A 17,880-nucleotide genomic window follows, 5' to 3' on the forward strand; every position below is an offset into this window, starting at 1 on the left:
GATGCGGGGCGGGTTCTCATACTCGACTGGCCACATGCAAGACCCCCGCGACCGCGCGAACGGTCCGGGGGCGTGGCCCTCAACCCCAGGAGGTTGACGACGTGTTCCAAGTTATCGCGTGGCTGTTCGTGCCGCTGCTGAGGTGGTTACTGCCTGCGCCGGGGCGTCACCGAGAGGCCGGCTCAAGTCCGGTCGCCTGCCGTCTGGATCGGCCGACTGTGCCTGTGGCGTGTGTGCGTGTGGTGGGTGGTGAGGACATCGGGATTGTCCGGCCGTACGTAGTCGCCCATGGGCGGCGGGAGGTGGCGCGTCTGCAGCGGGAGCGGCGGCGTGCTCTGGTCCTTGCGACGCACGGGGTTGATGCGGGTCCGCGCTGGATTCATGGAGTGGAGGTGCCCGCGTGAGTGCACGGGCAGACAGCGGCGGCAAGGTTCGAGAGGCGGACGCGGCACGGGATGAACTCTCCGCCGCGCTGCGGAAGGCGGGGGTTTCGTTCCCTGCCATGGACGTGAAGCCGCAGACGGTGAAGGGCGGCAAGCCCGCGTACGGGATGGTCGAGTTGGGTGCGGTGTCGCCGCCGGTGGCGCGGTGTCTGGCGCGGCTGATCGCCCGGGGGGCGGAGACGTGAGCGCACGCCTGTCGGAGATGCGGTTGCTGCCGTGGACGACGCCGGAGGGGCACCCGTGCTACGTGCCGGTCGGCCCGGGGTGGCTGTCGGCGTACGCCGATGCCATCGAGGGCCAGCAACTCGTCTGGGGACACCAGTTGTTGGAGCGTTCCGCCCGGATGCTCGCCGGTGGGGTTTCGGAGACTGAACTACGGTTCCTGGTGCAGCGGCTGAGTGAGGCGCTACGCGACGCGCTACGGGTCGCGCAGAGCCGCGGACAGCGTGCAGCCGAACCGGACAACGACCCGGCAGACGACGGCACCGGCCCGGGGTGGACACCCCCGGGAGAGGGGTTCGGATGAGCGCCGCGGACAGCGCTGCACGCCCGGCGGCGGGCACGCGGCCGGTGTGTGCGCCGTGGACGCTGGCGACGGACGGGCACGCGGGCTTGTCGCACTCGGCCGCGTGCACACTGTGCCCTGCGGCATCCGGTGCCCACCCGGGGTGGACGCCGGTGCAGGACTGGTGCGTTGCGCAGGCCGGACGAGCCGGGCATACACGCTTCCACGCCGCAGTTACCGGCCACCTCGTAGCCGCGCCGCCGATTGCCTCGGCGGACACCCCCGACGCGGCGCCGTAGAGGCCCCTGCGGCGGGCACACCGCACGGCCCTGTGCCGCCCCCTGTCCCTCGTGTGAGTGGTCACGTCTCATGCCCCGGGACGACGGGGCGTGCGACCGGCACCGCCCGCCGCAGGGAACGCGGCGGCGCCCTCTGGTGATCACCTGCCCCAGGGGGCGCCGCTATCCTACGCACCCGCGCCCGCAGCCCCTTCCCGTTCCCCGTGCAGGGCCGGGGCCGAGAAGCCGGGCCAACGGTCGCGGGGTTCGGTGGCGTGTCGGGCGCCGCCGAACACGGCCCGGTCCCCTCTCGCTCTCGGCTCCCACCCGGGGGCCTGACCGCGGGGGCCCGCCGTCTTGGCAGGGCTTGATCAAGCCCTGGGAGCGTGGTGGGCCGGCTTGTCCGGGATAGTCAAGGCCAGGAGGGGTGCCTGCCGAGTGGCGGGCACCCCTCCTGGCTCTGACCGTGACGCCGGGTTTGGCGGCTCAGATGTCGAACTGGGCGGCGGCGCGGCGGTCGGTGGCCTGGTAGCCGGCGGTGGCGTTCTGCAATGCCTGGGAGATGGCCAGCAGCGTGCCGTTCAGGCCGTCGACGTGGCTCTTCCAGCCGCTGTGCTGGGCGAAGTACGCCTGGCTTGCCTCGCCGATGAAGTTCTCCTGGACATGTGCCGTCACCCGTGCGTCCAGGTCGTTGAGGCGGGCGACCAGGCTCTCCGTGGTCGTCTTGATGTCCTCGGCCGCCATGATGACGGTCCCGTAGGTGATTTCCATGGTTCCCCCCGGCGTTACTTGACGGTCGGTGTCGCGTCGATGAAGTCGCTGATCGGGCTGGCCTGGTGCAGCCTGTTGAAGTTTTCGAGCTCTTCCACCTCGTGCTGCTCGAAGCCGCTCTTGCTCATCTGTAATGCTTCCTCGATGAGCTGCAGCTTCTTGTGCAACTGCCGGGCGTGCTCGTTGGCCTTGCGCTGGAGGGCGTCGTAAGCACCGTGCGCCGAGCCCTTCCAGCCCTGCTCGATCGCGTCGACCGCGGCGTTGAGCTTGCCGATGGTGGTCATGAGATCACTTTGCAGGCTCTGGGTGTCTGCGATGATTCTTTGGGCTTCTGACTCGACGTGCTTGGCATCTCGTTGCGCACCCATCGTGTTCCATCCTCCTGAAAGTTGCTTACTGTGTCGCTTGGTCCCGATCGCTGCCCGACGCGATCTCCTTTCGCGAGCGGGCCGTACGCGGAACGCTCACATGTTTCTTCCTACGGCGACTGTCGGCGCTGTCGCGCGAAGGCGAACACCGTAACTGTGAGGAGAGCGATACCGGCGACGAGGGCGATGATCGCGATGAGGTCGTTGTCGCCGTCTGAATCGCCCTCGGCGGCCGTATCCGCCTTGTCGTCATCGGCAACTGCCTCATCGCCCGGGGTGGGCTTGTCGGTGGTGTCCTCTGGTGAAGGAGACGCCTCCGCCGGGTCCTTGGTTCGCTCTTTGGTCAGCGGATTGACGTTCGGGTCGCCGGGATCGCCCTTGCCGCTGAGCAGGTTGGAGCCGGGTTTCACCGAGCCCCAGCCGATGTACTTGCTCTTCTTCTTCAACCCGGCGGTCTCGATCATGACGCGCATGACCTGGTTCGCGTTCCAGTCGGGGTGCTCGGCCCAGATAAGGGCGGCGGACGCTGAGGCCAGGGCGGTCGCGTTACTGCTACCGCCAGCAACGCAGTACTGCGTGATGTCAGGCGTGCAGTGACCCGGGATGTTGTCACCCGGGGCCATGAACGTGACGTCTGTGTCCTTTCCGTACTTAGAGTAGTCGGAAATCGTGCCAGACTCATCACCTGCGGCGACGGCGGCCACGTGCGGATATTGGGAGGGATAGATGGCTGCCGCCCCCTCCTTCTTGGCATCGTTTCCCACCCCAGCAAACATCAACTTACCTTTTCTGGCAGCGTATTCTACTGCCTCTCGTTCATCGATAGCAGAGTATTCACTACCGAACGACATGTTGATGATGTCGGCGCGATCCGCGGCTGTCCTGATCGCTTTGGCCATAACAGCGGGCGTGGCATCCAGCCCACCTCCGAAATCTTCAGGCATGGCGATGCGAATCGGCACAATCTTCACTTCGGGCGCGAGGCCGCGCAGCCCACCGCCCTTTCCAGTGCCTGCGATCAGTTCAGCCATCGTCGTCCCATGGCCGGAGAAGTCTGTGTTCTCGTCACCCGGACTGTCGGCGAAGTTCTCACCCGGGAGCAATCTGCCTTCCAGGGTCGGGCTGGCTGGGTCAACGCCAGAATCGATGACTGCCACCGTCACGCCCTTCCCTGTGCTGACCTCCCAGATGTCTTCGGCCCGCATGGGATCGAGATACCACTGCTGTGACTGTACCCCTTGGGCCGCAGCCACCGGTGCTAATGCCGTCAGCGAGAGCATCCACGCGGTGGTCAGGGTGACCACGACGGCGAGGATCTCGCTCCACCGTTTCCGTGTCCGCGCCTTCGCTGCAACCCGTGCGGTCATACTCACCTTCATATGCGGTGCTACTCCGCTGCCCGTGGGAGGTCATCTTGCTCTTCCGATGAACGACCGTCCCCATCGGTGAGCAACTCGTCGGAGAATACTGGTTCGTGTCGATCACAATCGCTCGGCTCGGTCCACCGAGCGCTGTTTCCATCACCGACAAGCCCAGCACCTCCCGGCGTGAACCCTCGCGACGGACGTACTGCACCGACGTTGCGCGGAGTGCCGGTGACTCCCGTTGCTGCACCGGCGCCGCGTGGAGAACCCGGCTCGAAGCGGCGCTGTGGTTGTCCTCCGGTGATGCCGGCATTGCTTCGCGTGCCCCGAGACGGCCCGCTGGGTGCTGGATTCTCCGTGCTCCTTCCAGTCGGACTACTCGTACCCGTTCGAGAGCCAGGTGCGGTCGGTGGCCTGCCGGTGGCACCCGAGGGAGACCCGATCACCGCGCCGGTCCGGCTCGCTGCCGGACCCGGAGCACGGCCCGCGGGCACCGCACCACCGGAGGGAGCACCTACAACTCCCGGGCGGCCGGCTGGACCGCCACTGCGGGGTGTAACCGGAGATACAGGCTGGCGAGGTGCGGACGGCCTGGTGGGAACGGGCGTACCCCCCACGACACCGGGGCGTGGCCCGGCGCCAGGACGCCCCGTCATCCCCGGGCCGGAACCACGCCCAGCCGCCGGACCGGGGGGACCGCCCACGACACCCGGCCGCCCCACGGCGGTACCGGGACGGCCTGGCGTGCCGGATGACGTAGGCATCCCACCGACGACTCCCGGTCTGCCGACAGGAGGTCGTGAACCGGCCGAGGGAGACCGCGGAGCCGCCGTGGGCATTCCGCCCGTGACCGGAGGTCTCGCTGCCGGAGGGGGCGCGCCGGTCACGGGAGGTCTTCCCGCGGGAGTTGCCGGACCAGTGGCCGTCGGGGGTCGGCCAACAGGGCTGGTTCCGGTGGGGCCGGCCCCGGTAGGCATGCCAGGTCGGCCGACCTGAGGTGCCGGGCCCATCGGCCGACCGGCCGCCGGCCCCGGACCGGGGCTCTTCGCCGTCGGGGGAGCTGCGCTCACCGGGCGAGGCCCGCCAACTGGAGGAGCTATCGGCATGCCGCCGGCAGAGGGCGGCGGGCCGCCAGACGGCGCCGGCCCCGGCTGCCCGGGCGTCACCGGGCGTGGGGCCGCCTCGGCCGGAGGTGTGGGAACGGCGACGCTGTCCAAACCCGTTCCCACCGTCGGGGGTGGTGCGGGAGTACCTGCGCTGCCCAACCCCGTTCCCACCACTGGGCTCGGTGTCGTACGGTCTGGCGGCGACCCGCCCGCCGATGCCGGGCCACCGGCTGCGGCGCCTCCGGCGTCGACCGCAGGCATGGCCGATCCGGAGCCTGCTGCCGCAGCTCCCGGTCCGGCTGCGGGGGTTGGCTGACCGCCTGCACCGCCCCCTTCGCCGGCACCGCTTCCACCTGTTTGGATCCTCGGGTCCGGCCGCGGCACCTGCGCCCCGCGCATCGGCTTGAACACCGGCGGTTCCGCCGACTCCAGCGAGCTGTTCGTCACCGAGTAGTACGAGGCCAGCTTGTTCATCTGGTTGATGGCCTCTTGCCGGTTCTTCTCCCGCCTCTGCTGCGCGGCGAGCGCGTCCGCGTACTCCTCGTTGTCCGGCTCCCGTAACTGCCCGGGGATGTCCTCGACCCGCGGGCCCGAGCCGTCGTCCGGCGGCGGCATGGAGCCCTGCACCATCGCCAGGCCCTCGCCCGCCGCCGCGATCTGCGTGCCGGCGTTGGCGGCGTACGCCGCGAGTTGCCGCGTGGACCTGCTGAGGTTCCTGCTGTACTCGCGGAACTGGTTTCCGGACTCGCCGTCCCAGTCGGTCCGTTCGATGTCGTTGTCCAGGTCGTCGGCGGCCTTCTCGATCGCCCTGGCGGCGTCGAACAGCTTCTGGCCGGCCGCACCGAGTTCCTTCGGGTTCGCGCCTCGTACCAGCCCCACCAGCTCGTTGAGCCCGTAGGCGTCGAAGCTCGTGCTGCCTGCCGCGGTGCCGCCGGCGAGCGGCCCCAGGGACTGGAACGCCCGTGACGCGTCCGCGTTCACCAGGGGCGCCGCGGTCACCGGCTCGTCCGGCAGGCCCTCTTCTGCGGTGGTTTTCTCGCCACTCACGACAGGTTCTCCACTCTCTGCTCGCCGGGTCGTCTACCGCACGGCCTCACTCGGGGGCGTAGTCCCAGTCCGTGACGTCGGTCTCGGCCTTGTCCGTCCGGTCGGGTGCGCGCTGCTCCAGCCGGGACTGGATCTCCCAGAAACGTTGCCGCTGCGACTCCTCCAGGTTCTCAAAGCCCTGCGACGCCCCCTGGACGACGATTCCCAGCGACTCGACCTGGTCGCTGAGCATCGCGGACAGCCGGGTGAGTTCGTGGTGCACGCGGTGGAAGTTCTCGTAGAGCGCGTCGGCCTCGTGGAAAGGGGCGTTCGCGCCGCTCACCGCGTTCCTGGTGATCCGCTGCTCGGCTACCCGCGTGCGCGCCGCGGGGGACTCTTCGAGTGCGGTGAGAATCCTGTCCACGTTGCTCTTGAACGTGGCCAGCGAGTCGTAGACGACTTTGACCTTCGCGGCGCTCGTGGTCCCGTCACCTAACGGTGCCAGCACGGCTTCCCCGTTCTCCCCGGTTGTACCCTCAGCTCGTCACGTTCCTCCGATGTCGCGCACTTGCAACTCTAGTCACGGCGCGGGTGCGATTCCAACCGCCATAGGCAGCAACTGCCCTTTTGGCGCGATCAGTTCGGTGATTCGCGCTCTGTGTTCACCGGCATAAACCCGCGGGGCGCGGCAATGGTGCATCAGTTTCGTCACGGTGTCGTCCCCCACTCCAGAATCTGGCGACTACTCGCCAACCAGCCACGCCATTGTCATGGTTTTGTCACAGCGTCGGGCCGCGGGCGCAGGCGGCGGCGCCGGTCGCGGTGGACTACCGCCGTGCCGGCGACCACGGCGACCAGCACCGCGCCGCCCACCACGGTGTACGTGCCCAGACGCCGGTTGCGCTCCGCCGCGGTCTCGCCCTGTTGGAGAGGCTGCGGTTGCGGGCCCTTGCCGCCCGCGGCGGCGTTGCGCTCGACCGGCTCGTCGATTGGCTGGTCGTCTTCGGTCAGGGCCCGGACCGGGTCGACGACGCCCCAGCCGACCAGGCGGTCGGGGCCGGGGATGGTGCGTTCCGCGGTCTGCTGGAGCTGGGCGACGACCTGGGCGCCGGTCCAGTCCGGGTGCTTGTCGCGGACCAGGGCCGCGACGGCGGCGACGTACGGGGCGGCGAAGCTGGTGCCGTTGTCGAGGCAGTGGCCGCCCCGGGGGACAGTGGAGATGATGTCGACGCCCGGGGCGGCGATGCCGACGAAGTCGCCGGACTGGGAGAAGGGGGCACGCTCGTTGTTGCGGTCGGAGGCGGCGACGGCGAGGACGCCTTCGTACGAGGCGGGGTAGGTGTCCTTGACGTTGCCGCCGGTGCCTTCGTTGCCCGCGGAGGCGATGACGACGACGTCCGCGGCGAGGGCGCGGTTCACGGCCGCCTGGAGGGTGGCGTCGGGACGTACGGCGCCGGTCGTGTCCTGGCTGATGTTGATGATGTCGGCGTCCTTCCGCACCGCGTGGTCGATGGCCTGGGCGAGGCCGGCGGCGGTGCCGTTGCCCTCCGCGTCGTTCTGGGTGAGAGGGATGACGGTGGCTTCCGGGGCCAGTCCGACGAAGCCGGTGCCGTCCGCGGGGCGGGCCGCGATGATGCCGGCGACCTTGGTGCCGTGCCCGGCGGCGTCGGAGGTGCCGTTCGGCTTGCCGCGCTCGATCGGGCGGTTCTGGTCGTCCTTCGTGGGCAGGTAGTTGCCGCCGTTGTCGGTGTCGACCGCGCCGCGGAGCTGCGGGTGGCCCGCGTCGACGCCGGAGTCGATGACAGCGACCGTCACGCCCGCGCCGGTGGCGTGGGCCCAGACCTCGTCGAGGAGTACGCGCTGCAGCGGCCACGGCTTGCCGGCGTAGGGCCGCGCCGGGAAGCTGCTGCAACTGGCCGCGCCGGGGCCGGTCTGGGCCGCGGCCGGCGGTGCGGCGGCCAGGGGCACGGCGGCCAGGGGCGCGGCGAGCGCCAGTACGGCGAGGGCCGCGGCGACTCGCGGTCCGGCAGGCATCACGACCCCTGCGGCTGGCGGGCGGCGGAGGTGGACAGCCGCGGTCCCGTGGGCAGGAATTCGGACCAGTCGATGGGTACGGGCACGGGCTTGGTATCGCCGTAGCCGAGCCGGGTCTGCGCCTGCCGCGCCTCCTGTTGCAGCCGCTCGCGCTTTTCGTCGTCGATGCCGATACCGGCGTCGTCCTGGGCGCTGTCGGCGTTGGACTGCAGGGCGTAGCGCAGGCCGGTGTCGGTGACGAGGAATACGGCGCCGGCCGTGGCGGAGGTGCCGCGCGTCTGGCGGTAGAGCTGGCCGGCACCGGGGGTGACGTAAGCGCTGGTGGTGCCCTCGGGGAGGGGCGCGGGGAAGTCGGTGCCGGCCCAGGTGCTGAGGGTGGTTTCGCCGGTGTCGCCGTCGACGTGGCGCAGCACGTTGCAGACGGTGTTCCGAGTGCCCTGGGCGGTGGCGGAGTTGACCGCGGTGGCCTCGGGCCGCGGCCAGTCGAGGTCGTCGTCGTAGGCGGTGTCGGCCGGGGTGAAGGACCCGGCACCGAGATCGGCGGGCGAGCCGTCCTGGCCGAGTTCGACGGCGTCTTCGGAGTTGAGCAGGAGCTTGGCGGTGAAGTCGGAGACCGGGGCGATCTCGCCGTCGAGTACGACATAGTGCCGCGGCCCCTCGCCGGTGGGGGCGCGCAGCACCGTGCCGATCCGGTCGAGGCCGGCATCGATGCCGCCGACGCCGGCCGCGGAGCCGTAGCCGTCGAGGGCGGGGAAGTCGACGGAGTCGCCCCGGTGGAGGGTGCGCAGCCACGCATCGGTGACGCGCTGCGGCTCGCTGTCGCCGACGACGACGCGCAGGAGGTGGTCGTCGGGCTCGATGGGGTAGCGCTTGCCCTCGCGGTCCACCAGGTAGTGGTCGTCGCCTGGGCCAACGACGAAGAGGACGTCGCCGCCGCGCAACCGGCCCCGGCCCTCGACCTTGCCGTGGTCGCGCTCGGCTAAGACGAAGGCCGCTTTCTGCACGGAACCGCCGCCTTCGCCCGTGCGCTGGCACACCGCCCACCGCTTGGCGTCCGCGGCTTCGGCCGCGTCGGGCAGGCGGTCGGGGGCGTAGGGGATGCCGAGGGTGGCGCCGTGCGGGAGGTCCCCGCCGTCGAGGATGTTCTCCGCGACCTTGACGACCTCGCCGTTGTCCGGGTCGAGGAGGAGCTTGGCGGAGGCCATGTTGAGTACGGGGTGGAGCTGGGCCTTGCCGTCGGTCTTCAGGACGACGTAGCGCGTGGTGGACTCGTCGGCGACGATGACCTTCGCGCCGACGTCGTCCCAGCCCTCGGGCGCCCGGGGCTTGAACAGGCCGACGGCGCCGAAGACGGCGAGGATCACGACCGCGATGACCATGCCGGGGAGGACGGCTCGCAGCGGCAGGGGCGCACCTTCCTCGGTGCCGGTGGGTGAGGGCTGCAAGAACTGCCCGATGAGGCGTTTCCTGGCGTAGGTGTACGCGTTGAACTCGTCCCGCCGTGACGCCATCTGCGCTCCGCCCCTCGCCGCCGATGCCGGTTGCCGCCCCGCGGCCCGTGGGTGACCTCCGGCGGGGCACACCATATCCGGTAGGGTGATTGTCGGTTCAACACCGTTCTACAGGGCGTCACTGCACGACGCCATCGGAGAAAGCGGCAACCGACCTTGGGGGGCGATGTGGCGCTGCAGGCTGAGCCGCGCGGCCCGGCACGGCCGCCGGATCCCGCGCCCGCCGCCGTACCGGGGCCGGCAGCGGGCCAGGTGGCTCTGCGGACCGAGGCGCGGACCAACCGCGTGGGGCCGTTCGCGCTGACCCAGCTGGTTCTCATCGAGCTGGCCCTCGCCGTGCCGCTGGTGGCCGCGGCCGTCGACGGGCTGCTGGTGCCCGCGGTGGTGGTCGCTGCGGGCCTCATGACGCTGGCGCTGTTACGCCGGCGCCGCCGGTCGGTCCTCGACTGGCTGTCGACGCAGTTCGCCTTCCGCGCGCGCAAGCGGATGGCCGCCGCCGTGCTCCCCGACCCGCCGGTGGACCCGCGGCTGGTTCCGATCACGGAATGGGCTCCGTCCGTGCGGTCGTTCGGCTACGTGGACCGTGCCCGGCGCACCGTCGGCATGGTCGGCGACGGCACGTTCTTCACCTCCGTTCTGCATGTCGAGGCGCGCGGCGCGGCGCTGCACCCGCCGCAGGGCAGCAGGGCGTTTCCGCTGGAGCTGCTGCGCGACGCCCTTGAGGTGGACGGGATCGCGCTCGAATCGGTGCAGCTCGTGCAGCATGTGCAGCCGCCGGCCGCGGCGCTCATGCCGGAGAGTTCGGTGCTGCGGAGCAGTTACCTTCCGCTGTACGAGCAGAGCGGTGTGCCCGCGGTACGGCACACGTGGGTGGCGCTGAAGCTCGACCCGGAGCTGTGCCGGGAGGCGGTGGAGGCGCGCGGCGGCGGTCGCGAAGGTGCCCAGCGCTGCCTGGTGCGGGTCACCGACCACCTGGCGAGCCGGGTCACGGGGGCCGGCTTCCGCGCCACGGTGCTCGACGAGGACGAGTTGCTCTCCGCGCTCGCGCTGTCGGCCGGCGCCGATCCGCACGCTGACGTACCCGCGCCGGTGCCGGAGGGCGCGCCACCGCGGCGGCGGACGCAGGAGTCGATGCGGGCGTGGCGGTGCGACCGGGCGTGGCACACGGCGTACGCGGTCGGCCGCTGGCCGGTACTGGACCGGTCGGCCGGGACGCTGCCGTGGGCGGTGTCGCTGCTGACCGCGGTGCCGGCGGTGGCCTCGACGTTCAGTGTGGCGCTGGGGCGCGGCAGCGCCCGCGGGTCGCTGTCGCTGCGCGCCCACGTGCGCGTGACCGCCCGCTCGGATCGCGAGCTCGTCGAGGTGCGGCGGCTGCTGGAGCGGCAGGCGCGGGCCGCGAGGACGGGCCTGGTGCGGCTGGACCGCGAGCAGCTGCCAGGGGTGCTCGCCTCGCTGCCGCTGGGGGGTACGCGCTGATGCCCGGCGTTCGGATCGCGATGCGGGGGCTGCGCGGCTCCCGCCGGGCCGGGCAGGCGCTGCGGGACGACAGCCTCGGCGCGCTCGCCGTGCCGGTGGGGGACGACGGCGTGGTGGTCGGGAACGACGCGCAGGGCCGTCCGCTGGCGCTGGGGCTGTGCCATCCGGTGCGGTACGCGGTGGCGTTGATCGGCAGCCTGTGGACGGCGCAGGTGCTGACGCTGCGCGCCGCGGGGACCGGTGTGCGCGTCGCGGTCGAGACGGGGCGTGCCGCTTCGTGGGAGCCGGTGGCGCAGGCGGTCCGCCGGCCGGGCGGCGTTCCCGGTCCCGTCGCGCTGTTCGACCCCGGCCGTGTCCCGGCGCTCGCGCCGTCCGTCACGGCGCCGGTCGTGGTCCTGCGCGACAGCGGTACGCGTCTGCCGCGGCACGGCATGCTCCCGTCGCCCTGGCAGTCGGTGGTGACCGTGGTGCCGTATCTGAGCCGCGCCGCGGTGCGGCTGCTGCACGGGGCGTCGCTTGTCGGGGTGCAGCGGGTGTCACCCGGTGAAGCAGCGCAGATCGGGCAGTTGATGCAGTTGCCGGGGCCGGACGTGGAGACGCTCCCGACGCTGCCCGACGGGGTGACCCTATGGTGCACGCCGGCCGGCAGGCAGTACGCCGGCATCCACCCGACGGACGCGGAGACGGGACTGCTGGGCAATCCGCGCAGGGGCGACTGACCGCGCGCCCGGTGTGCCGACCGGCCGGCTGACGGATACCCGCGGATGTGCCGGGCCGCCGTGTGGTCCGGGGTCTGAACGGTGACACATCCGTTGCCGATTGCGACGATCCGGCCTGCCGGCGCGCTCCGTCCTCCCCTTAGGGTGGGAGAGGCACACGGCACCGGGCAGGCGCCGGCACGACCGCCGTGGTGCGAGGGGATACGGGAGGCACAGTGAGCAGCGATCGGGACGAGAACGGCGCGGGCCGGGCCAGCCCCGATGCCGAGCGGTCCGGTACGGAGCCGGAGGGTACGGGCGAGTTCACCACCAGCCCGGCGCCCGCCGCCTGGTACACGCAGGGGGTGCCGGCCCCGAGCCCCAGGCAGGACGAGGAGGCCGGCACCGGCTCACCCCACGCCGGCTCGGCGATGCCCCCGTTGCCCAACGGCTTCACCGCCGCCCACGCCCAGGCACCGGGGCCGGTGCCGGAGTCGATGACGCCGCCGCCGTTCCTGCTGACGCTGCCGGACGAGCCGCCGCGGCCCGAGGCCGCCCCGGAAGCGGCGCCCGCGGAGCCGGGATTCGGCGCGGTACCGGAGGCGGACGCCGACGCAGACGCGGACGCGGACGCGGAAGAGGCCGGGGACGACGACCAGGATGAGGCGTACGCGGACGAGGACGACTCCGCGCCGCTGACGGCGGCGACGGACCCGGGCGCGGTGGCGTTCGCGGCGCTGCCGATGGCCCCGGCGGTGCCGGAGGCCGACGCCGATGCCGACGGGGGAGAGGACACCGAGAACAGGGACGCCGGGGACGCGCCCGGGGCGGCGTCCGGGGAGTTCACCTTTCCGAATGTGAGTACGCCGAGTTGGTACGGCGGCGGCGCCTCCGCGACGCCGGTGGGCACCGACGAGACGGATGACCGGGAGGCCGCGGCGTACGACGAGCAGGACGCCGCCTCCGCCGGGCCGGAGCCGCAGGAGGAGCCCGCCGGAGCCACGGCGGAGTCCGCGCCGACGGCCGCCGCGGACGACGACGGGGACATCGGCACCCAGTGGTCCGCCGCCACCGAGGCGTCCGCCGACGACGACTCCGGGTCCGGCGCCGACTGGCCCTCGCTCCCGGAGACGGCGCCGGCCGCGCAGGCGGACGAGGACGACCGGTCCGACAACACCTGGCACAGCACCGCGGACACGTCCGCGGACCGGACGGCGGACGACGACGAACCGGCCGCGGCGACCGCGGACACCGACGAGACCCCCGAGGCGGAGTCCGAGGCGTCCGGAACGGACTGGCAGCACGACACCGGCTGGCAGAGCGGCAACGACTGGCGCAGCGACACCGCCGCGCAGGCGAGCGGGGAAGCGGGAACGGGCTGGCCGTTCGCGTCCGCCGCGGAGACGGACGACGACGCAGCCGGCGACGCGTCGCCGGACACGGCCGGTGCCCCGGCCGGCGGCTGGCGGAGCAGCGTGCCCGAGGCCGACGAGCCCGCCGAAGCTGAGTCCGGGGCCGGGTGGCCCGCCTACGACGGGACGCCGGAGGCCGCGGACAGCGAGGCCGACGCGTCCGGTGACGACGCCGGGGCGCCGGAGGCGGGGGCTGCATGGCCGCCCCTGCCCGGGACGCCGCCCGCCGCGGAACCGGCCGCCGACGACGCGCCCGCGGCCGGCGGATCCGCCTTCCCCGCACCGCAGTTCGCGCCGCCGCCGCGGCCGGAGGGCGACGACGCGGGTACGCCCGCCCCGTACCGCGACGACGCCACGCGCACGCTGACCCCGCTGGTCGCGCACGCCGCGCCCGACGCGGCGCAGGCGGCCCAGGACCAGGACCAAGGCCAGGTCCGCGAAGACGACGAGGCGGAGGACGACCCGGACAGGGGCGACGTGGTGAGCGGCGCGACCATGCGCTTCTCACCCGCCTCGCTGCGGGCGCAGGCCGCGGAGGTACAAGACCGTACGCCCGCGGACGACGAGCCGAACGACGCCGTGCCCGCCGCCGCCGAGGTGCAGGACCGGGTGCCGACGGACGCCGCGCCCGTACGCGACGACGAGCCGCAGGACGCGCCGCCGCAGGCCAGCCCGTACGTGACGGACAGCGGGCCCGCCGGCGCGAACCCGTGGGCAGCCGCACCCGCCCCCGGCGAGTCCGCCTCGCCGACAGCGCTGCCGCCGCTCCCGCCGCAGTTCCCCGCCGCCGAGACGCAGCGCCCCCCGGCGGCGGACCTGCCGCCCGCGCCGCCGCCCGCCGCGGGCGCACCCTGGCCGGCGGCCACCCCGCAGCCCGTACCCGGGCAGTCCGCACCGCAGCCTCCCGCGGCTCCCCCGGCGGCGCCCTCCGCCCCGCAGGCCGCCGCACCGCCCCAGCAGCCGTTCCCGGCCCAGCCCGCTCCGGGCGCCGTCCCGCCCGGCGCCCCGGCGCCCGGCGCCGCCCCGGAGTCCGCCGGTGCCACCCCGCCGGCCCCGCCCGGGCCCGCCGCCGAGCCGCCGCCGGGCTGGACCGTGGCGTCGCCCTCCGGCGTGCCCGTACCGCCGGTGGGCCAGCAGCCCGACTCCCGTGCCCCGCAGGGCGGTTACGGCTGGCCCCAACTGCCCGGCGCCCCGCAGGGCCAGCCGGGGCAGCAGCCTGGTCAGCCGGGCCAGCCCGGACAGCAGCCCGGACAGCCGGTACAGCAGGCCGGTCAGCCGGGTCAGCCCGGCACCTACCCCGGCCTCCCCGGACAACCCGGCCTCCCTGGACAGCCCGGCCAGCCCGCGCAGCAGCCCCAGCCCGGCCAGCCCGGTCAACCCGGTCAGCAGCCCCCCGGCCTCCCGCCCGCCGGCGGTTCCCAGCCCGGCGCTCCGGGCCAGGGCGCCCTCACACCGGCCACCTCCCCGGCGCCCCCCGCCCAGCCCGGCGGCGGCGACCCGCGGTCCGGCGGCTGGCCCGAGGTCTCGCCCGAGCAGCGCCGCCAGCCGGTGCACAACGCCCCCCTCGGCTACACCGCGGCCGTCGAGCTGTCCTCCGACCAACTGCTGCACGACAAGCACAAGCCGCAGCGCAAGTCGGAGCGGGGCGGCCTGTCCCGGTTCAAGCTCGGCGGCAAGGCTGCCGAGGAGGAGCGGCAGCGCAAGATCGCCCTCGTCCGCACGCCGGTGCTGTCGTGCTACCGCATCGCGGTGATCTCCCTCAAGGGCGGCGTCGGCAAGACCACGACCACCACCGCGCTCGGCGCGACCCTCGCCGCCGAGCGGCAGGACAAGGTCATCGCGATCGACGCCAACCCGGACGCCGGCACCCTGGGCCGCCGGGTGCGCCGCGAGACGGGCGCGACGATCCGCGACCTGGTCACCGCGATCCCGTACCTCAACAGCTACATGGACATCCGCCGGTTCACCTCGCAGGCGCCCTCGGGTCTGGAGATCCTGGCCAACGACGTCGACCCGGCGGTCTCCACGACGTTCAACGACGAGGACTACCGCCGCGTCATCGACGTGCTCGGCAAGCAGTATCCGGTGATCCTCACCGACTCGGGCACCGGCCTGCTCTACAGCGCCATGCGCGGCGTGCTCGACCTCGCCGACCAGTTGATCGTCGTGGCCACGCCGTCCGTCGACGGCGCGTCCAGCGCCAGCACCACGCTGGACTGGCTGCACGCCCACGGCTACGCCGACCTGGTCTCCCGCAGCATCACGGTCATCTCCGGCGTCCGCGAGACCGCCAAGATGATCAAGATCGACGACATCGTCAACCACTTCAAGCAGCGCACCCGCGCGGTGCAGGTGATCCCGTTCGACGAGCACCTGTCGGCCGGTGCCGAGCTGGACCTGTCGATGATGCGGCCGAAGACCAAGGAGGCGTACTTCAACCTCGCCGCGCTCGTCGCCGAGGACTTCACCCGCGCCCAGCAGGCGCAGGGCCTGTGGACCGGCGAGGGCGGCCAGCAGCCGCCGCACGCGATGCCGCCGCTGCCCGGCCAGGCCGGCGGCGCGGGCGGTGCCGGCGGGTACGGCGCGGGCGGGGGGTACCCGGGCGGAGGCGGCTATCCGGGTGGCGCTCCCGGCACCGGCCCGTCCCAGGCGCAGTCCGGCCCGAGCCCGTACGGGTGACGTCCTAGCCGCCCCGGGCCGGGCGCCCGCCCGGCCTGCCGCCATTGGGTTGAACCAATGAGGCCCGCAGCCTTTTTGAAGGCGCGGGCCTCATTCGCGTTTCAGCCGGGTATCGCCCTCGTACATGCCGGTCACGGTCGTTGACATGTTTAGACCAACCTCGCTAGACAGACCCGACCGCCAGGCCGGTCAGCCGGCATCCCGCCCCCTTCAGCCCGCGAGGTGTCATGCAGCCCACCGACGACAACGCCCTGACGCCCGGCCCACTCCGCCGGCCGACCCCCGCCGCCCGCCCCGGCCGCCGGCTGCGCCGCGCGCTCTGCGCGGGCGCCGCGGCCCTTGCCCTGATCGGGTCCGCCGCCGTCGGCCCGGCCGCGGCGCGACCAGCCCAGAACGACGACGGCGACGGTGACGACGGCGACAAGACAGTGCTGACGGCCGCCGTCGCGCAGAGCGTCGACTCCCTCAGCCCCTTCCTCGCGGTCACCCTCGTGGCCACGAGCATGAACCGGCTGATGTACGACTCCCTGGTCAACTACGACGTCAAGACGCAGAAGCCCATCCCGGGGCTGGCCGAGAAGTGGGAGCCCTCGAACGCGGGCAAGACGTGGACGTACACCATCCGCGACGGTGTGAAGTGGTCCGACGGCGAGCCGCTGACCGCCGAGGACGCCCGCTGGACGTTCCACACGATGATGACCGACGACGCCGCGGGCGCGGCCAACGGCTCGTACGTCGCCAACTTCGCGAAGGTCTCTGCGCCCGACCCGCACACGCTCGTCGTGGAGCTGAAGGAACCGCAGGCCACGATGAACTCGATGGACCTGCCGATCGTGCCCAAGCACGTCTGGCAGGACGTCGAGGACCTGGGGAAGTTCAACAACGACGCCGACTTCCCGGTCGTCGGCAGCGGCCCGTACGTGCTCACGGACTTCAAGACCGACTCGCACGTCACCTTCGAGCCGAACGAGAACTTCTGGCGGGGCAAGCCGGAGTTCGACGAGCTGACGTTCAAGTACTACAAGGAGACCGACGCCGCCGTCGCCGCCCTGCGCAAGGGCGAGGTGTCCTTCGTACCGGACCTGACGCCGGCGCAGGCCGCGTCGCTCGAGGGCCAGTCCGACATCAAGGTCAACGACGGCCAGGGCAGGCGCTTCTGGGCCATCGCCACCAACCCCGGCGCGCGGGACCTCAAGGGCCGCAAGTTCGGCGACGGCCATCCGGCGCTGCTCGACCCGCGGGTGCGCGAGGCGCTCTTCCTCGCGGTGGACCGTGCGGAGATCGTGGACAAGGTGCTCCAGGGGCACGGCGTCGAGGGCGAGGGCTACATCCCGCCGCGCTTCGCCGACTACCACTGGAAGCCGCCGGCCGGTCAGAAGGTCGGCTACGACCCCGAGAAGGCGGCCCGGCTGCTGGACCAGGCGGGCTACGAACTCAAGGACGGCAAGCGCGTCGGCAAGGACGGCAAGCCGCTGAACTTCCGGATGCTGTGCCACGCCACCGACCCCAAGGACAAGGCGGCGGGCAAGTTCCTGGAGGAGTGGTGGGGTGAGCTGGGCATCGGCCTGGACCTGCAGTGCCTGGACAACGTCGGCGACCCGTGGGTGGCCGGTGAGTACGACCTCGCCTTCGACGGCTGGTCGGTCAACCCCGACCCGGACTTCGTCCTCGCCATCCACACCTGCGCCGCGCTGCCGGCGTCGGAGGACGACGTGGCGCAGACCGACAACTTCATCTGCGACAAGGAGTACGACCGGCTCTACGCCGAGCAACTGGCCGCGTACGACGACCCGGCCAGGCGCGCGGAGATAGTCCGCCAGATGCAGTCGCTGCTCTACGACACCGGGTACATGAACGTGCTGGCGTACCCGAACTCCGTGGAGGCGTACCGCACCGACCACATCAAGTCGATCACCGCAATGCCCGCGGGCAACGGCAACATCTGGGGTCAGGACGGCTCCTGGAGCTGGGCCACCGCGGTCCCCGCCGCCGAGGCGTCCGACGACGGCGGCTCGGCGATGGGCGTGTTGCTCGGCGGCGGCGCGGCGGTCGTCGTGGTGGTCGCGGCGGGCGTGGTCTTCACGCTGCGCCGCCGGGCCACCGCGGAGGACCGCGAGTAGCCCGTACGCACCCTCGCCACCCGGGGTGGCCGGCGCCGCGCGGCGCCGGCCACCCCGCCCGACCCCCGTCCCGGACGCACCCCATCCGC

General features: G+C 72.5%; 14 protein-coding genes. 8 read left to right on the plus strand and 6 right to left on the minus strand.

The features are described 5' to 3' along the window. Positions 1–400 precede the first annotated feature (400 nt). The 3 genes from B124_RS03125 to B124_RS03135 are packed head-to-tail and all read left to right on the plus strand — an operon-like array spanning position 401 to position 1,247. Positions 401–628, plus strand: coding sequence for a hypothetical protein (locus B124_RS03125; protein ID WP_496501058.1), 228 nt, complete (start codon positions 401–403; stop codon positions 626–628). Continuing rightward, entirely contained in the window at positions 625–969 is a 345-nt protein-coding gene (locus tag B124_RS03130) for a hypothetical protein (RefSeq protein WP_496501059.1), read from the plus strand. Before B124_RS03125 ends, B124_RS03130 begins: the two co-directional genes overlap by 4 nt. Next, positions 966–1,247, plus strand: a complete 282-nt coding sequence (locus tag B124_RS03135; RefSeq protein WP_496501060.1) for a DUF7848 domain-containing protein — start codon at positions 966–968, stop codon at positions 1,245–1,247. The genes B124_RS03130 and B124_RS03135 overlap by 4 nt, the downstream gene beginning before the upstream one ends. 465 nt (positions 1,248–1,712) lie before the next feature. On the opposite strand, the gene B124_RS03140 is transcribed toward B124_RS03135, so the two are convergent. From B124_RS03140 to B124_RS03150, 3 genes are all read right to left on the minus strand, one after another. Then, positions 1,713–1,997, minus strand: a complete 285-nt coding sequence (locus B124_RS03140) for a WXG100 family type VII secretion target (RefSeq protein WP_496501061.1) — start codon at positions 1,995–1,997, stop codon at positions 1,713–1,715. A gap of 14 nt (positions 1,998–2,011) precedes the next feature. Continuing rightward, positions 2,012–2,365 (minus strand): WXG100 family type VII secretion target, encoded by a 354-nt coding sequence (locus tag B124_RS03145; protein WP_496501062.1) that lies wholly within the window; start codon positions 2,363–2,365, stop codon positions 2,012–2,014. A 110-nt stretch (positions 2,366–2,475) separates the two neighbouring features. Further along, entirely contained in the window at positions 2,476–3,732 is a 1,257-nt protein-coding gene (locus B124_RS03150; RefSeq protein ID WP_496501063.1) for a S8 family serine peptidase, read from the minus strand. Between the two features lie 1,674 nt (positions 3,733–5,406). Here B124_RS03150 and B124_RS03155 point away from each other — a divergent pair. Then, complete coding sequence (locus B124_RS03155) at positions 5,407–5,733, plus strand: hypothetical protein (protein WP_496501064.1); 327 nt, start codon at positions 5,407–5,409, stop codon at positions 5,731–5,733. A gap of 195 nt (positions 5,734–5,928) precedes the next feature. Here B124_RS03155 and B124_RS03160 read toward each other — a convergent pair whose 3' ends face one another. The 3 genes from B124_RS03160 to eccB form a co-directional block, all read right to left on the minus strand. Then, positions 5,929–6,369 carry a DUF2563 family protein gene (locus tag B124_RS03160; protein WP_496501065.1) on the minus strand — a complete coding sequence of 147 codons (441 nt, stop codon included), beginning with the start codon at positions 6,367–6,369 and terminating at the stop codon, positions 5,929–5,931. A 260-nt stretch (positions 6,370–6,629) separates the two neighbouring features. Then, the gene (gene mycP, locus B124_RS03165) at positions 6,630–7,895 is read right to left on the minus strand and encodes a type VII secretion-associated serine protease mycosin (protein WP_496501066.1); all 1,266 of its coding nucleotides are present in this window, start codon (positions 7,893–7,895) and stop codon (positions 6,630–6,632) included. Beyond that, positions 7,895–9,406, minus strand: a complete 1,512-nt coding sequence (gene eccB, locus B124_RS03170; RefSeq protein ID WP_496501067.1) for a type VII secretion protein EccB — start codon at positions 9,404–9,406, stop codon at positions 7,895–7,897. Before eccB ends, mycP begins: the two co-directional genes overlap by 1 nt. Positions 9,407–9,658: 252 nt before the next feature. On the opposite strand from eccB, the gene eccE reads away from it, so the two are divergent. The 4 genes from eccE to B124_RS03190 all read left to right on the plus strand — a co-directional run bounded on the left by eccE (position 9,659) and on the right by B124_RS03190 (position 17,791). Beyond that, on the plus strand, positions 9,659–10,882 hold the full coding sequence (eccE, locus tag B124_RS03175; protein ID WP_496501068.1) for a type VII secretion protein EccE: 1,224 nt from the start codon (positions 9,659–9,661) through the stop codon (positions 10,880–10,882). Next, a complete protein-coding gene (locus tag B124_RS03180; RefSeq protein ID WP_496501069.1) occupies positions 10,882–11,601 on the plus strand; it encodes a hypothetical protein in 720 nt (239 codons plus the stop codon). The genes eccE and B124_RS03180 overlap by 1 nt, the downstream gene beginning before the upstream one ends. 215 nt (positions 11,602–11,816) lie before the next feature. Next, complete coding sequence (locus B124_RS03185; RefSeq protein WP_496501070.1) at positions 11,817–15,671, plus strand: SCO5717 family growth-regulating ATPase; 3,855 nt, start codon at positions 11,817–11,819, stop codon at positions 15,669–15,671. Between the two features lie 227 nt (positions 15,672–15,898). Then, the gene (locus tag B124_RS03190) at positions 15,899–17,791 is read left to right on the plus strand and encodes an ABC transporter substrate-binding protein (RefSeq protein ID WP_496501071.1); all 1,893 of its coding nucleotides are present in this window, start codon (positions 15,899–15,901) and stop codon (positions 17,789–17,791) included. Positions 17,792–17,880: the final 89 nt, after the last annotated feature.

The sequence above is a fragment of the Streptomyces sp. CNP082 genome, assembly GCF_059570535.1.

Coding starts and splice junctions, on each gene's coding strand:
- B124_RS03135 (WP_496501060.1), top strand. CDS start 966: ATGAGCGCCGCGGACAGCGCTGCACGCCCGGCGGCGGGCACGCGGCCG.
- B124_RS03140 (WP_496501061.1), bottom strand. CDS start 1,997: ATGGAAATCACCTACGGGACCGTCATCATGGCGGCCGAGGACATCAAG.
- B124_RS03145 (WP_496501062.1), bottom strand. CDS start 2,365: ATGGGTGCGCAACGAGATGCCAAGCACGTCGAGTCAGAAGCCCAAAGA.
- B124_RS03150 (WP_496501063.1), bottom strand. CDS start 3,732: ATGACCGCACGGGTTGCAGCGAAGGCGCGGACACGGAAACGGTGGAGC.
- B124_RS03155 (WP_496501064.1), top strand. CDS start 5,407: ATGTCCTCGACCCGCGGGCCCGAGCCGTCGTCCGGCGGCGGCATGGAG.
- mycP (WP_496501066.1), bottom strand. CDS start 7,895: ATGCCTGCCGGACCGCGAGTCGCCGCGGCCCTCGCCGTACTGGCGCTC.
- eccB (WP_496501067.1), bottom strand. CDS start 9,406: ATGGCGTCACGGCGGGACGAGTTCAACGCGTACACCTACGCCAGGAAA.
- B124_RS03180 (WP_496501069.1), top strand. CDS start 10,882: ATGCCCGGCGTTCGGATCGCGATGCGGGGGCTGCGCGGCTCCCGCCGG.
- B124_RS03190 (WP_496501071.1), top strand. CDS start 15,899: ATGCAGCCCACCGACGACAACGCCCTGACGCCCGGCCCACTCCGCCGG.